Here is a 14,806-nt window from a genome sequence, read left to right as displayed (position 1 = left end):
CCCCCGTTACCCCCGCAACACGAAGGCTGGAAACAACTCGCGCATGGCCTCCCACAACTCTGGCAGCAATGCTTGAGCCGGAGCGCTCGGCAGCAGTGGATCGAACATCCGCTCGGTGCGAACCAGTTGCACGGCAAAGCGTTTGACGCCGAGTGCATTCAAGCGTTTTGCCAGCGTCAGAAGACGCGCCGGCTCGAACAGATGCCAATGCACGGTGGTGCGACATTCGTAGTCGACACCACTGGCCAGCAGATGTTCGAGGCTGCGCCAATTGGCGGTTCCACTGCCCTCGACCCGGGTGATGGCCTGGCAATCCTCGGGTAACGCCTTGACGTCGAAACCGACCCAATCAGCACCGGTCAATGCCTTGGCGAATGCAGCAGGCTTGATCCCGGCGCTGTGCAAGCCGATGCGAAATCCCATGTCCCGCACTTCATCCATGGCGCCAAGCAAGCCGTCCTGCAGAGTCGGCTCACCGCCGCTGAACACCACGGCATCGAGCAGGTCCTGACGACGTTGCAGAAACGCCAACACCCGCCGCCAATCCACTTCCTCACTGCCACGAGGGGGAATCAACTGCGGGTTGTGACAATAACGACAACGCCAGGCGCAACCCTGGCAAAACAGCACGCAGGCGAGCTGTCCCGGATAGTCGATAGTGGTCAGGGGCACCATGCCCCCGACCCGAAGCATTCGACTCATTGGCGCCCGGCCAGTGCCGCGCTTTCAGTGAAGTGCGCCCGCTCACGGTGCTCCGATTGTTTGCCCGGATTGAACGCCGACACAGGACGGTGATAACCCATTACCCGGGTCCAGACTTCGCAGCGTTGACGTTGAGCCTGGGGCAGTGTTTGCGATGCAGTCATGGTGAAGCTCCTTGCGGTTGAGTGGATAAAAATCAATGAACAGCGCCGGCCTTCTGCTCTTGCAGCAGCAGGGCCTCGTCGCATTTGGGGCAGAACTCATGTTCGCCATCGAGGTAGCCGTGCACCGGGCAGATCGAGAAGGTCGGGGTCACGGTCAGGTACGGCAGGCGGAAGCGGCCAAGGGCTTTGCGCACCAGTTGCTTGCAGGCTTCGGTCGAGGAAATTCGCTCGGCCATGTACAGGTGCAGGACCGTGCCGCCGGTGTATTTGCATTGCAGTTCATCTTGAAGTTCCAGCGCTTCGAAGGGGTCTTCGGTGTAGCCCACGGGCAGTTGCGAGGAGTTGGTGTAATACGGCGCCTGCACACTGCCAGCCTGGAGAATGTCGGGATAGCGCTTGAGGTCTTCCTTGGCGAAGCGGTAAGTGGTGCCCTCGGCCGGTGTTGCTTCCAGGTTGTACATGTGGCCGGTTTCTTCCTGGAAACGCAGCAACGTGGCACGCACATGATCGAGCATCTTCAGGGCAAACTGCCGGCCGTGCTCGGTGTGCATGCCCTCCTCGTCGCCGGTGAAATTGCGCAGCATTTCATGCATGCCATTGAGGCCGATGGTGGAGAAATGGTTGCGCAAGGTGCCCAGGTAACGCTTGGTGTACGGGTACAAACCGGCATCCATGTGGTGCTGAATGACTTTGCGCTTGACCTCCAGGCTCTCCATCGCCAGCTCCATCAGTGTGTCCAGGCGCTGCAACAAGCCACTGGTGTTGCCCTTGAACACATAGCCCAGACGCGCGCAGTTGATGGTGACGACGCCGAGCGATCCGGTCTGTTCCGCCGAGCCGAACAAACCACCGCCGCGCTTGAGCAACTCGCGCACATCCAGCTGCAACCGGCAGCACATCGAACGCACCTGATTGGGCTGCAGATCCGAATTGAGGAAGTTCTGGAAGTACGGCAAGCCGTAACGCGCGGTCATCTCGAACAGACGATCGGCGTTTTCGCTGTCCCACGGAAAATCATGAGTGATGTTGTAGGTCGGGATTGGAAAGGTGAACACCCGCCCTTTCGCATCGCCGGCCTGCATCACCTCGATGTAGGCGCGATTGAGCAGCTCCATTTCGACTTGCAGGTCGCCATAGGCAAACGGCATTTCTTCACCGCCGATGACGGGTATCTGCTCACGCAAATCCTGCGGGCAAACCCAATCGAAGGTCAGGTTGGTGAACGGCGTCTGGGTGCCCCAGCGCGACGGCACGTTGAGGTTGTAGATGAACTCCTGAATCGCTTGACGCACCTCCTGATAACTCAGCTGGTCCTTGCGCACATAGGGCGCCAGATAGGTGTCGAACGAGCTGAACGCCTGAGCACCGGCCCATTCGTTTTGCAGAGTGCCAAGGAAATTCACCATCTGCCCTAAGGCACTGCTCAAGTGCTTCGGCGGACCGGCTTCGACACGCCCCGGCACACCGTTGAGCCCTTCGTGCAACAGGGTGCGCAGCGACCACCCGGCGCAGTAGCCGGCGAGCATGTCCAGGTCGTGCACATGCAAATCCGCCTCGCGGTGGGCCTGGCCGATGGCCTCGCTGTACACCTCGTCCAGCCAGTAATTGGCAGTGACTTTGCCCGATACGTTCAACACCAGCCCGCCCAGGGAATACCCCTGATTGGCGTTGGCCTGGACCCGCCAGTCTTCTCGGTCCAGGTATTCGTTCATCGAGGTCGCCACTTCGACCATGGTCCGGCGGTCACGACGCAAGCGCCCGTGTTGTTCGCGGTAGACGATGTAGGCGCGCATGGCGAAGAAGAAACCGGCGTCCATCAACACCCGTTCGACACGGTCCTGGATCTGCTCGACATTCAGCCTTGGCAGTCCGTCCAGCCGAGCGAGTACCGCCTGAAGCAAACCTTCAACCTCAACCTCGGTGTACTCCCCGGTTGCCTTGCCGGCGGCAATCAACGCCTGGCGGATCTTGTCGGCATCGAAGGCGACCAGACTGCCATCGCGCTTGTGCAAGCGGTTACATCCTACTGAGATCAGCGTGCTCTGCATTCGGCCTCCAGATACTACATATAGATGTTTATAGATAAACAAACACAACATGCAGTGAAGACTACGGACAAAGGGCTGATCTGCAATTGATCGATATCAAGATTTGGCGGTGAAAAAAACTACCCAAAGACGGCGAGGATCTAATGTGGGAGCGGGCTTGCCCGCGAAGAGGCCATCACATCCAACATAAATGTTGACTGATAGACCGCCATCGCGGGCAAGCCCGCTCCCACATGGATTGGTTGTATTTTTTGAATCGTGCAAAACAACTCAACCTCCACTCATGTTCATGAACCGCACTATCTGCACCTCCCCTTCCGGACTGAAATCGTGGCGCAACGGCTTGCCGCGCAAGGCCTTCTGCACCGCATTGATCACGGGTTGATCATCCAGCGGATAACGCCGCAACAACCCTCTTAAATCCAGCGCGTCCTCCTGCCCCAGACAAAGCAACAGCTTCCCTTCCACAGTCATCCGCACCCGATTACAGCTGCCACAAAAGTTGTGGCTGTTGGGTGAAATGAAACCGATCCGGGTATCGGGATGGCGTTCCAGGCGCACGTAGCGCGCCGGTCCGCCGCTGTTTTCGGTGCTGTCGAGCAACCGATGCTGGCTGGCGATCAGTGCCCGCACCTCTTCGCTGGAACAAAACGATTCGCCCCGGGAACGCCCGACGTCGCCTAAGGGCATTTCTTCGATAAAACTGATATCGATGCGCTGATCGATGGCGTATTGCACCAACGCCGGGACTTCATCGAAGTTGCGCCCTTTCATCACCACGCAGTTGAGTTTGATCCGTTCAAACCCCGCGTCCCGCGCCGCCTCAATGCCGTTGAGCACCTGATCGAGATCGCCGATGCGAGTGATTGCGCGAAATTTCTGCCCGTCCAGGCTATCGAGGCTGATGTTCATCCGCTTGACCCCCGCCTCCGCCAATGGCCGGGCCAGACGGCCCAGTTGCGAGCCGTTGCTGGTCATCACCAGTTCGCGCAAACCGGGCAGCGCGGCGATGTTGCGGCACAGTTCGACAATACCCGGACGAATCAGCGGTTCGCCGCCCGTCAGGCGGATTTTGCGTACGCCCAACCCGACGAACAACGTTGCCAGACGCTGCAACTCTTCCAGCGTGAGCACCTGCTGACGCGGCAGGAAGGTCATGTTTTTCGCCATGCAATACACACAGCGAAAATCACACCGGTCCGTCACCGACATCCGCAGATAATCGATCTGCCGTCCAAAGCCATCCTGCATTACAGCGTTCATCACATCTCCCGGTTTGCCTCGATGCTCACTGCACCAGCGGTGAGTCGGCGCCCTGCAAGTGGATGCCGCGAATATCCGCCGCACCGATCAGGGTTTGCAGGTACTGCACCAGCGCTTTTTGCCAGACGCCTTGCTGCAACTGCGTGCGGATCGCCGTCGACACCACTTCATAGGGCAACGGCATGCCTTCGATCCGCTGATCGACACTGACCACATGCCAGCCGTAGCGACTTTCCAGCGGTTTGCTGGCCAGGCCCGGCGCCAGAGTGAACAGCTGACGTTCCAGTTCGGGCACGGTCTGGCCCTTGCTGATCTGTCCCAGGGAACCGCCCTGAGCCTTCGACGGACAGGCCGAATATTTCACGGCCAGCTCGGCGAAACTGCCAGGGAAATCCTCCAGACGTTGCAGCAGAACTTCCGCCTGATCATGCGCAACGGCGCGCGCCTCGACATCATCCGGCGCGCATTCGAGCAGGATGTGCCGAACCGCCAGCAACGGGGCGCTGTGAAAGCGCCCACGATTGTTTTCGTAGTAACGAAGACTGGTTTCCTCGTCGCACTGCGGCACGTGCACCTCGCGTTCAAGCAACAAGCGCGTGGCCGCTTCTTCTTCGTTCTCGCCGGCACCGATTTCCAGCGACACGCCGAGTTCGGCAATGCGCTGCTGCAACAATTCGCGGATCACCAGCGCCCGGGCGGCCAGATAGACCGCCTCCTCGCGGCTTTCGGCCGGGTGATATTGCAGCTCCTGGGCCATCGCTTCCGGGGTGATCGACACCTCGTTGACGCTGATGATCGGCCACTCCTGTTCGCTGCTGGCGATCAACTGCGCCGGGGCATCATCGGCAGCCGCCGGCTCAGTCGGGAGTGCTTCAAACTGCGCCTCTGCGACTGGTGCGATGTCGAGAACGTCCTCGGCTTTTTTGGAAGATCCGCAGCCACCGCTGCCGCCGTTACCACCACCACATCCACATCCACCTGACATGATTGTCTCCTCAGTATTTCTGACGAACGATTTGATAACGACGCCCCAGGTACCAGATCGGTGCGCTGATCATGTGTACGAGACGGGTGAAGGGGAACAGCACAAACAGGGTCAAACCGAGAAACACGTGCAACTTGTAGGTCAGCCCGACCGGTGCGATGGACGCCGCCGCTTCCATCGGCCGCAACAGCACGGTGTTCTGCGCCCAGTTGGCGAGCATCACCATCACCGAGCCATCCATATGCGCGGTGGACGCCGCAATCGTCAGCAGACCGAGCAGTAACTGCGCCAGCAGCACCAGCAAAATCAGGATGTCCGAAGGGCTGGAGGTGGCACGGACCCGAGGGTCGGTGAGCCGCCGATTGACCAGCATCAGCAAGCCGATCAAGCACAGCAGGCCAAAGAATCCACCGGACACCATCGCCAGCAACTGCTTGTTCTCAGTGCTGATCACGTGGTGATAGACCGACGCAGGCGTCAGCAGCCCGACGAAGTGCCCGGCCAGCACGAACAGCACACCGACATGGAACAAGTTGCTGGCCACGCGCATCCCGCGCTGATTGAGCATCTGGCTCGAACCTGCCTTCCAGCTGTATTGCGACAGATCGAAGCGTGCCCAACTGCCAATCAGGCAAATGGCCAAAGCGACATAGGGATAGATCCCGAACAACAACAGGTTCCATTTAGACATTGCCTACCTCCTTGGCTGGCGCGGCGGCCAACCCTTCATGCTGAAAATCCACCCAGTGCAACGGCACCGCGCTTTCTTCCCGAGCCTTGCCCGGTGCGCTTGGCAGCCCACTGCAACGGTCCTGCTGTTCGGCCTGGAGGAAGTCCACGGCCTCCTCTTCCCAAATCTTGTCGAGGGCTTCGAGGGAGTCGTCGCGCGGCTCCGCCGCCACCTGCGCTCGCAGGTCGGCCACCGCCTGATGCGGTTCGGCCCCGGCGATTTGCAGCAGCGCGCGGAAGCAACTGGCATAGGCGCTTTCGCGCTCTTCCAGGCGTGCGGCGAGCAAGGCCAGCAAGTGCGAAACATCTGCCAGGCCCTCGCGGGCCTCGATGTCTTCGCGGGTGGACAGGTACTCCAGGTACAGCGGGATATAGTCCGGCAGCTCTTTGACACCGATGGCAAAACCGGCTTCTTCGTATTGCGCCATCATGTCGACCATCGCCTGACCACGGTCGCGGGACTCGCCGTGCACATGCTCGAACAGCAGCAGCGACAGCGAGCGCCCTCGGCCGAACAGCGCACCGTAGTGCTCCTGCCCGTCCATCAGGTCATTGGCGCAGATCAGCTCGAGCAATTCGAACAACGCGCCGCGCTGTTTAGGGCTGATTTCCCGTGACTGGATAATCGCCTGCTCCAGTTCGTCGCGACCGCCAATCAACGTCTCGGTCGGATAATCGAGCAGCAGCGAGATCACTTTGAGAATTTGCATGCTCATTCCTCCCACAACTGGACGGTTTTCAGGATGTCGCGGCGGTTGGCTTTCTTCGCACCGAACATGTTGGTGTCGGAACTGCCGCTGCAGCCGCTGCCGAAACTGAAGCCGCAACCGGAGCGCTCGGCAAAGGCGTCGCTCATGGCGTCTTCACGGTGCGCGCTCGGTACCACAAAGCGGTCTTCATAGTTGGCGATCGCCAGGTAGCGATACATCTCCTCGACCTGCGCCACGCTCAAACCGACATCCTTGAGCACTTGCAGGTCCTGAACGCCATCGACTTGCTCGGAACGTTTGTAGGCGCGCATCGCCAGCAAGCGTTTTAGCGCACGCTTGACCGGTTTTTCATCGCCCGCCGTCAGCAGGTTCGCCAGGTACTTGAGTGGAATACGCAGGCTGTCGACGTCCGGGATCACCCCGTTCATACCGACGGTGCCGGCCGTGGCGGCGTTCTGGATCGGCGACAGCGGTGGTACGTACCAAACCATCGGCAAGGTGCGGTACTCCGGGTGCAGCGGCAGTGCGAGTTTCCAGTCCACGGCCATTTTGTAGACCGGCGAACGCTGGGCGGAATCGATCACCGACTGCGGTACGCCATCGGCCAGAGCCTGACGAATCACTGCCGGGTCATTCGGATCGAGGAAGATCTCCAGTTGTTTCTCGTACAGGTCCTGCTCATTGGCGGTGCTAGCCACTTCGCTGATGCGATCGGCGTCATACAGCAGCACACCGAGGTAACGGATGCGCCCGACGCAGGTTTCCGCGCAAACGGTCGGCATCCCGGCTTCGATCCGCGGGTAGCAGAAGATGCACTTCTCGGACTTGCCACTTTTCCAGTTGAAGTAGATTTTCTTGTACGGGCAGCCGCTGATGCACATCCGCCAGCCGCGGCATTTTTCCTGGTCGATCAGGACAATCCCGTCTTCTTCGCGCTTGTAGATCGCCCCGCTCGGGCACGACGCCGCGCACGTCGGGTTAAGGCAGTGCTCGCACAGGCGCGGCAAATACATCATGAAAGTGTTTTCGTACTCGCCGTAAATGTCCGCCTGAATCTTGTCGAAGTTCTTGTCCTTGCGACGCTTGGCGAATTCGGTGCCGAGGATTTCTTCCCAGTTCGGACCCCACTCGATTTTCTCCATGCGCTTGCCGGAAATCAGCGAGCGCGGACGTGCAGTCGGCTGATGCTCGCCCAGCGGCGCGGTGTGCAGGTGCTGGTAATCGAAGTCGAACGGCTCGTAGTAATCGTCGAGGCTCGGCAGATCCGGGTTGGCGAAAATGTTCGCCAACACGCGGAATTTACCGCCGATGCGCGGGTTGATCGTGCCGTTGGCATTGCGGATCCAGCCACCCTTCCACTTGTCCTGGTTTTCCCATTCTTTCGGATAGCCGATCCCGGGTTTCGATTCAACGTTGTTGAACCAGGCGTATTCCATGCCTTCGCGGCTGGTCCAGACGTTTTTGCAGGTGATCGAACAGGTGTGGCAACCGATGCATTTGTCCAGGTTCAGAACCATGCCGATTTGTGAGCGAATTTTCATCTCAGTTCTCCTCGATATCGGTCGGCAGCGGACGTGGCAGGTCATCGCCACTTGAACCATCGAGCCAGTCGACTTTGGACATTTTGCGCACCACGACGAATTCGTCGCGGTTGCAACCGACCGTGCCGTAATAGTTGAAACCGTAGGCCTGCTGGGCATAGCCGCCGATCATGTGGGTCGGCTTGAGCACGACGCGGGTGACCGAGTTGTGATGGCCGCCACGGGTCTTGGTGGTTTCCGAACCTGGCACGTTCACGATCCGTTCCTGTGCGTGATACATCATCACCATGCCGTCCTTGACGCGCTGGCTGACCACCGCACGGGCGGTCAGTGCACCGTTGACGTTGAAGCATTCGATCCAGTCGTTGTCCTCGATGCCGGCGCGTTTTGCGTCGTTCTCCGAGAGCCAGACAATCGGCCCGCCGCGGCTGAGGGTCAGCATCAGCAAGTTGTCGCTGTAGGTACTGTGAATGCCCCACTTCTGGTGCGGAGTAATCCAGTTCAGGACGATTTCGATCTCGCCGTTGCTGCGCTTGCCTTTCACCCCTTCGATGGTGCGGGTGTTGACGGGCGGGCGATAACTCATCAGTTGCTCGCCGAACGCCTGCATCCACGGGTGATCCTGGTAGAACTGCTGGCGACCAGTGATGGTGCGCCATGGGATCCCTTCGTGAACGTTGGTGTAACCGGCGTTGTAGCTGACGTGATCGTCTTCGAGACCCGACCAGGTCGGGCTGGAAATGATCTTGCGCGGCTGTGCCTGAATGTCGCGGAAACGAATCGCCTCGTGGGCCTTGGACAGCGCCAGGTGGCTGTGGTCGATGCCGGTGAATTCCGACAGCGCGGCCCAGGCCTTGACGGCAACATGGCCGTTGGTTTCCGGCGCCAGGGACAGAATCACTTCGGCGGCATCGATCGCCGTGTCGATTTTCGGACGGCCGTGGCTGATACCGGCATTGCCTTCTTTGTGATTGAGTTCACCGAGGAATTTCACTTCGGTTTCGGTGTTCCAGTTAATGCCCTTGCCACCGTTGCCGTGTTTTTCCAGCAATGGCCCGAGGGACGAGAACTGCTTGTAGATGTTCGGGTAGTCACGCTCCACCACATGCAGGTTCGGCGCGTTCTTGCCCGGCTCCGGTGCCACGCCAGCACTTTTCCAGTCGGTGCCGCCAAACGGTTGGGCCAGTTCGCCAACGCTGTCGTGCATCAGCGGGATGGTCACCAAGTCCTTCTCAACGCCCAGATGCCCTTCGGCCATGCTGGAAAAAGCCTTGGCGATGCCTTTGTAGATTTCCCAGTCGGAACGCGATTCCCATGCAGGGTCGATCGCTGCCGACAATGGGTGAATGAACGGGTGCATGTCCGAGGTGTTCATGTCGTCTTTTTCGTACCAGGTGGCGGTCGGCAACACGATGTCGGAATAGACGCAGGTCGAGGACATGCGGAAGTCCAGCGTGGTGACCAGATCGAGTTTGCCGATAGCGCCCTCGTCCACCCATTCGGCTTCTTCGGGTTTGCAATCGCCGACCTGGCCGATGTCTTCGTTCATCACCCCGTTCTTGGTGCCGAGCAGGTACTTGAGCATGTACTCGTGGCCCTTGCCCGAGGAGCCCAGCAGGTTGGAACGCCAGATAAACATGTTGCGCGGGAAGTTGACCGGGCTGTCCGGCTGTTCGCAGGAGAAGCGCAGCGAACCGTCCTGCAGTGACTTGACCACGTAGTCTTTCGGGTCCATGCCGGCCGCAGCCGCGTCGCGGCAAATGTGCAAAGGGTTAGTGTTGAGTTGCGGTGCGCTGGGCAACCAACCGGCGCGTTCGGCGCGGATGTTGTAGTCCAGAGCGTGCTCGGGAAACTGTGATTTATCGGCCAAAGGTGAGAGCACGTCGTGCATGCTCATCTTCTCGTGGCGCCATTGCGAACTGTGGGCGTAGAAGAAGCTGGTGCCGTTCATTTGACGAGGCGGACGGTTCCAGTCCAGGCCGAATGCCAGGGGCAGCCAGCCGCATTGCGGACGCAGTTTTTCCTGGCCAACGTAGTGCGCCCAACCGCCACCGGTCTGGCCGACACACCCGCAGAGCATGAGCATGTTGATCAGCCCACGGTAGTTCATGTCCATGTGGTACCAGTGATTCATCGCCGCGCCGACGATGATCATCGAGCGACCCTTGGTCTTGTCGGCGTTGTCGGCGAACTCACGGGCAATCTGGATGGCTTTCTCGCGGCTGACGCCGGTGATCTGCTCCTGCCACGCCGGGGTGCCGGGCACCGAGGCGTCGTTGTAATCCTTGGCGACGTTTTCGCCACCGAGGCCGCGATCGATCGCCAGGTTGGCGGCCGACAGGTCGAACACGGTGGCGACTTTGGCCACGCTGCCGTCCGCCAACACTACGTTATGCACTGGCACGCGGCGGTATTGCACGGCATCGCCGGCCACGTGCTGGAAGTGCTCGTGGGACTCGCCGGCAAAATACGGGAACGCCACTTCGGCAACGTCATCGCCGATCAGGCTCAGTTTCAGATCGATCTCACGGCCTTCGCCACCTTCACGAGGCAGGATGTTCCACTTGCCCTTCTCGCCCCAGCGATAACCGATGGAGCCTTGAGGGGAAACCAGTTCGCCGCTGACATCCAGGGCGATGGTTTTCCATTCCGGGTTGTTTTCCTGGCCGAGGTTGTCGGTCAGGTCGCTTGCACGCAGGAAGCGATCCGGCTGGTAACCGGCGCCCGGTGCCTTGTCGACCATTTGCTTGAGCAGCACCAGCACCGGCAAATCGGTGAAGCGCTTGGCGTAGTCGGTGAAATAGGCGCTCGGTTTGTCCAGGTGGAATTCTTTGAAGATCACATGGTTGAACGCCTGCGCCAGCGCCGCGTCGGTGCCTTGCTTAGGGTTCAGCCACAGGTCGGTGAGCTTGGCGACTTCCGAGTAGTCCGGGGTGATCGCCACAGTCTTGGTGCCCTTGTAGCGGACTTCGGTAAAGAAGTGCGCGTCGGGGGTACGGGTTTGCGGAACGTTGGAGCCCCAGGCAATGATGTAGTTGGAGTTGTACCAGTCGGCCGATTCCGGCACGTCGGTCTGCTCGCCCCAGACCATCGGCGAGGCCGGTGGCAAGTCGCAGTACCAGTCGTAGAAACTCAGGCACGCGCCACCGATCAGCGACAGGTAACGCGCACCTGCGGCGTAGCTGACCATCGACATGGCCGGGATCGGCGAGAAGCCGACGATCCGGTCCGGGCCGTACTGCTTGATGGTGTAGACGTTGGCCGCGGCGATGATCTCGTTGACTTCCTCCCAGTTGGAACGAATGAAGCCACCCATGCCGCGCTTGCTTTTATAGGAGTCGGCCTTGGCCTTGTCCTCGACGATGCTGGCCCAGGCTTCCACCGGCGCCATGGTCTGCCGCGCATCACGCCAGAGCTTGAGCAACGGCTTGCGGATTTTCGGGTACTTGAGCCGGTTGGCGCTGTAGATGTACCAGCTGTAACTGGCACCACGCGGGCAGCCACGGGGCTCATGGTTAGGCAGATCGTTGCGGGTACGCGGGTAGTCGGTCTGCTGGGTTTCCCAGGTGATCAGGCCGTTCTTGACGTAGATTTTCCACGAGCAGGAGCCGGTGCAGTTCACCCCGTGGGTGGACCGTACGATCTTGTCGTACTGCCAGCGCGAACGGTAGACGTTCTCCCAGTCGCGCGACTCTTTTCGGGTCTCTCCATGACCGTCGGAAAACTCGTTTTGCTTACGGTTGAAAAACCGCAATTGATCCAGTAAATGACTCACGGTGTAGTCCTCTCAGGCTTTGTCGCGGAGTCTGTGCCCCGCCCACGCAATGGTTGAATTCGGGTTTCTCAGCAGGGTGTCGCGGCGCCTTTGCGCGCGTACCACCACCAAGTCACCACGATGCAGCTCAGGTAAAATCCGACGAACATGTAGAAGGCCATCTCCGGGCCGCCGGTCAGGGCCATCGAAGAGCCGAAGGATTTGGGAATGAAGAACGCACCGAAGGCGCCCATGGCCGAACTGAAGCCCAGGACCGCAGCTGATTCTTTGCCGGCATCCTTGAGCGCTTGTTCGCGCACTGCTGGTGGTTTACCGGCCGAGGCTTTTTCATGTTGGGTGCGGAAGATCACCGGGATCATCCGGAAGGTGGAGCCGTTGCCGACGCCAGTGGTGATGAACAGCAGCATGAACAGGCCGAGGAAGCCGTAGAAGTTGCCGCCGGTACCGTTCTGCGGCAGGAAGTGCATCACGCCGAAGACCATCGCGATCATTGCCACGAAGTTCCACAAGGTCACTTTCGCGCCACCGAGCTTGTCGGCCAGCCAACCGCCCAATGGACGTACCAGCGCACCGACCAACGGGCCGAGGAAGGCAAACTTCAAGGCAATCACGTCAGGGAAGGAGGTTTTGATCAGCAGCGGAAACGCGGCGGAAAAACCGATGAACGAACCGAAGGTCGCCAGGTACAGCCAGCACATCAGCCAGTTGTGTTTGCGCTTGAAGATCACCGCCTGTTCGCTGAACGAAGCGCGGGCACTGGACAGGTCATTCATGCCGAACCAGGCCAGCACTGTGACCAGGACAATAAACGGCACCCAGATGAAACCGGCGTTCTGCAGCCACAACTGACCACCGTCCGGCAGTGCTTGCGGCGAGCCGCCCATGAAGCCGAACACACCGAAGGTAATCACCAGCGGCACACAGAACTGCATCACCGAAACGCCCAGGTTACCCAACCCGGCGTTGAGGCCCAGGGCTGTGCCCTGCTGCGACTTGGGATAGAAGAAGCTGATGTTGGACATGCTCGAGGCAAAGTTGCCGCCACCAAAACCGCAGAGCAAGGCAATCAACACGAACACGCTGTAAGAGGTGCTCGGGTCCTGCACCGCGAAGCCCATCCAGATCGATGGCAGCAACAACGACGCGGTGCTCAGGGCGGTCCAGCGACGGCCACCGAAGATCGGCACCATAAAGGAATAGAAAACGCGCAAGGTTGCACCGGACAGCCCCGGCAACGCCGCCAGCCAGAACAGCTGGTCAGTGGTGAAGGTGAAGCCGATGGCGTTCAAACGCACAATCACCGTGCTCCAGACCATCCACACCGCGAAGGCCAACAACAGCGCAGGAATGGAAATCCACAGGTTGCGAGTGGCGGTCTGTTTGCCGCTACTTCCCCAGAACGCGGGGTCCTCGGGGCGCCAGTCATGAATGACCGGGCCTTTGTCAGGCTTTTGCAGAACGGACATGTTCTTCTCCTAGGGCAATGCTGGAAATCGGGGACGGGGTCAGCAGCGGCGCTTTACCCAGCACCGGGCTTTTGCGTATTTCGCTGAAGTACATCCAGGTGAGGGAGACCCAGACCACGCCGTACATCAACATGAAGCAGGAAGAGCGCACGCCGGTGAGGTCCACCAGGGCGCCAAACAGAATCGGCAGCACAAAACCGCCCAGGCCACCGGCAAGGCCGACGATGCCGGACACCGCGCCCATGTTTTTCGGGTAGTCATTGGCGATGTATTTGAAGACCGAGGCCTTGCCGAACGCGAAGGCGATGCCCATGACGAACAGCAGCACGGTGAACAGCGCAGGGCTCAGGCCGATGTGGAAATCCAGCGGACCGTTGATGGTCTGCACTTGCAGTTGAGTCTGGGGATACGAGAGCAGGAACAGGCAGATCCAGCTGACCCACAACACCCACCAGGTCACGCTTTGCGCGCCCCAGCGATCCGACATCCAGCCGCCGACGGCGCGCAGCACGCCACCGGGCAGGGAAAAACAGGCCGCCAGCAGTGCCGCGCTTTGCAGGCTGAAACCGTATTCCTGCACGTAGTACTTGGTCATCCACAGTGCCAGGGCGACGTAGCCGCCGAAGACGATCGAGTAGTACTGGCAGTAGCGCCACACCGCAGGGTCTTTCAGCGAGCGCAGTTGCTCACGCAAACTGGCGCCGGAGGCACTGCGGTGGTCCTTGTTTTCGGCACTGAGGAACCAGAACAGCAGCGCGGTAATGAAGAGGATCGCGCTAAAGACTTTCGGCACCAGTTGCCAGCTGCCGACAGCAATCAGTGCCGGGGCGAGAAACTTGGTCACCGCAGCCCCGGCGTTACCGGCGCCGAAGATGCCCATGGCGAAGCCTTGATTCTCCTTGTCGAACCATTTGGCGACGTAGGCAATCCCGACCGAAAACGAGCCGCCGGCCAGGCCGACGAACAAGCCCAGCACCAAAAACTGCCAATAGGCGGTGGCGTGGCTGATCAGGTACAGCGGTGCGACGCAAGACAGCATCAGCAGGAAGAACACGCTGCGCCCGCCGAAGCGGTCGGTCAGCAAACCCAGCGGCAAACGCACCAACGAGCCGGTCAGCACCGGGGTCGCGGCCAGCAGGCCGAACTGGGTTTCGTTGAGCTGGAGCAGTTCCTTGATCGGCACCCCGAGCACGGCAAACATCATCCAGACCATGAAGCACACAGTGAAGGCCAGCGTGCTCATGCCCAGCACCAAGCCTTGTCGTACACGCGGTGGGTTCACAATGCTCTCCAGTCAGTTAGCCATGCCGGCAGACTAGAGAGGCCAACCCCGCAAAAACTTGATCCATGTCAACGAAGCCCTAGGGGACATAGGCCTATGCTTGTGCGGTCTACCTCTAAGGAGGTAGTTCGAGACAACCTT

At 59.9% G+C, this 14,806-nt stretch carries 11 protein-coding genes; all 11 read right to left on the bottom strand.

Annotated features, from left to right (window positions below):
- Window positions 1-6 precede the first annotated feature (6 nt).
- Complete coding sequence (locus AB3226_RS26080; RefSeq protein ID WP_367375205.1) at window positions 7-702, bottom strand: anaerobic ribonucleoside-triphosphate reductase activating protein; 696 nt, start codon at window positions 700-702, stop codon at window positions 7-9.
- The gene (nrdD, locus tag AB3226_RS26075) at window positions 699-866 is read right to left on the bottom strand and encodes an anaerobic ribonucleoside-triphosphate reductase (protein ID WP_038982862.1); all 168 of its coding nucleotides are present in this window, start codon (window positions 864-866) and stop codon (window positions 699-701) included. Before nrdD ends, AB3226_RS26080 begins: the two co-directional genes overlap by 4 nt.
- A 32-nt stretch (window positions 867-898) precedes the next feature.
- Window positions 899-2,914 (bottom strand): ribonucleoside triphosphate reductase, encoded by a 2,016-nt coding sequence (locus AB3226_RS26070; RefSeq protein ID WP_367375204.1) that lies wholly within the window; start codon window positions 2,912-2,914, stop codon window positions 899-901.
- 270 nt (window positions 2,915-3,184) lie between these two features.
- A complete protein-coding gene (gene moaA, locus AB3226_RS26065; RefSeq protein ID WP_367375203.1) occupies window positions 3,185-4,177 on the bottom strand; it encodes a GTP 3',8-cyclase MoaA in 993 nt (330 codons plus the stop codon).
- Window positions 4,178-4,202: 25 nt separating this feature from the next.
- Entirely contained in the window at window positions 4,203-5,162 is a 960-nt protein-coding gene (locus tag AB3226_RS26060; RefSeq protein WP_367375202.1) for a peptidylprolyl isomerase, read from the bottom strand.
- Between the two features lie 10 nt (window positions 5,163-5,172).
- Window positions 5,173-5,853 carry a respiratory nitrate reductase subunit gamma gene (gene narI, locus AB3226_RS26055; protein WP_367375201.1) on the bottom strand — a complete coding sequence of 227 codons (681 nt, stop codon included), beginning with the start codon at window positions 5,851-5,853 and terminating at the stop codon, window positions 5,173-5,175.
- On the bottom strand, window positions 5,846-6,601 hold the full coding sequence (gene narJ, locus AB3226_RS26050) for a nitrate reductase molybdenum cofactor assembly chaperone (RefSeq protein ID WP_367375200.1): 756 nt from the start codon (window positions 6,599-6,601) through the stop codon (window positions 5,846-5,848). Before narJ ends, narI begins: the two co-directional genes overlap by 8 nt.
- 2 nt (window positions 6,602-6,603) lie before the next feature.
- Window positions 6,604-8,142: a nitrate reductase subunit beta gene (gene narH, locus AB3226_RS26045; RefSeq protein WP_038982852.1), complete on the bottom strand. Its 1,539-nt coding sequence runs from the start codon at window positions 8,140-8,142 to the stop codon at window positions 6,604-6,606.
- A 1-nt stretch (window position 8,143) separates the two neighbouring features.
- Window positions 8,144-11,917 carry a nitrate reductase subunit alpha gene (locus AB3226_RS26040; RefSeq protein WP_367375199.1) on the bottom strand — a complete coding sequence of 1,258 codons (3,774 nt, stop codon included), beginning with the start codon at window positions 11,915-11,917 and terminating at the stop codon, window positions 8,144-8,146.
- A 68-nt stretch (window positions 11,918-11,985) separates the two neighbouring features.
- Window positions 11,986-13,383 (bottom strand): NarK family nitrate/nitrite MFS transporter, encoded by a 1,398-nt coding sequence (locus AB3226_RS26035; RefSeq protein ID WP_008067109.1) that lies wholly within the window; start codon window positions 13,381-13,383, stop codon window positions 11,986-11,988.
- Window positions 13,361-14,665, bottom strand: coding sequence for a nitrate/nitrite transporter (locus AB3226_RS26030; protein ID WP_367375198.1), 1,305 nt, complete (start codon window positions 14,663-14,665; stop codon window positions 13,361-13,363). The genes AB3226_RS26035 and AB3226_RS26030 overlap by 23 nt, the downstream gene beginning before the upstream one ends.
- Between the last annotated feature and the right edge of the window lie 141 nt (window positions 14,666-14,806).

This window comes from Pseudomonas lini (assembly GCF_964063345.1).
Classification (GTDB): domain Bacteria; phylum Pseudomonadota; class Gammaproteobacteria; order Pseudomonadales; family Pseudomonadaceae; genus Aquipseudomonas; species Aquipseudomonas lini_B.
This window is presented reverse-complemented; position numbering and strand designations above follow the sequence as displayed.

Excerpts from the sequence above, each read along its gene's own strand:
- AB3226_RS26080 (WP_367375205.1), bottom strand. The coding sequence starts at position 702 with ATGAGTCGAATGCTTCGGGTCGGGGGCATGGTGCCCCTGACCACTATC.
- nrdD (WP_038982862.1), bottom strand. The coding sequence starts at position 866 with ATGACTGCATCGCAAACACTGCCCCAGGCTCAACGTCAACGCTGCGAA.
- AB3226_RS26070 (WP_367375204.1), bottom strand. The coding sequence starts at position 2,914 with ATGCAGAGCACGCTGATCTCAGTAGGATGTAACCGCTTGCACAAGCGC.
- moaA (WP_367375203.1), bottom strand. The coding sequence starts at position 4,177 with ATGAACGCTGTAATGCAGGATGGCTTTGGACGGCAGATCGATTATCTG.
- AB3226_RS26060 (WP_367375202.1), bottom strand. The coding sequence starts at position 5,162 with ATGTCAGGTGGATGTGGATGTGGTGGTGGTAACGGCGGCAGCGGTGGC.
- narI (WP_367375201.1), bottom strand. The coding sequence starts at position 5,853 with ATGTCTAAATGGAACCTGTTGTTGTTCGGGATCTATCCCTATGTCGCT.
- narJ (WP_367375200.1), bottom strand. The coding sequence starts at position 6,601 with ATGCAAATTCTCAAAGTGATCTCGCTGCTGCTCGATTATCCGACCGAG.
- narH (WP_038982852.1), bottom strand. The coding sequence starts at position 8,142 with ATGAAAATTCGCTCACAAATCGGCATGGTTCTGAACCTGGACAAATGC.
- AB3226_RS26035 (WP_008067109.1), bottom strand. The coding sequence starts at position 13,383 with ATGTCCGTTCTGCAAAAGCCTGACAAAGGCCCGGTCATTCATGACTGG.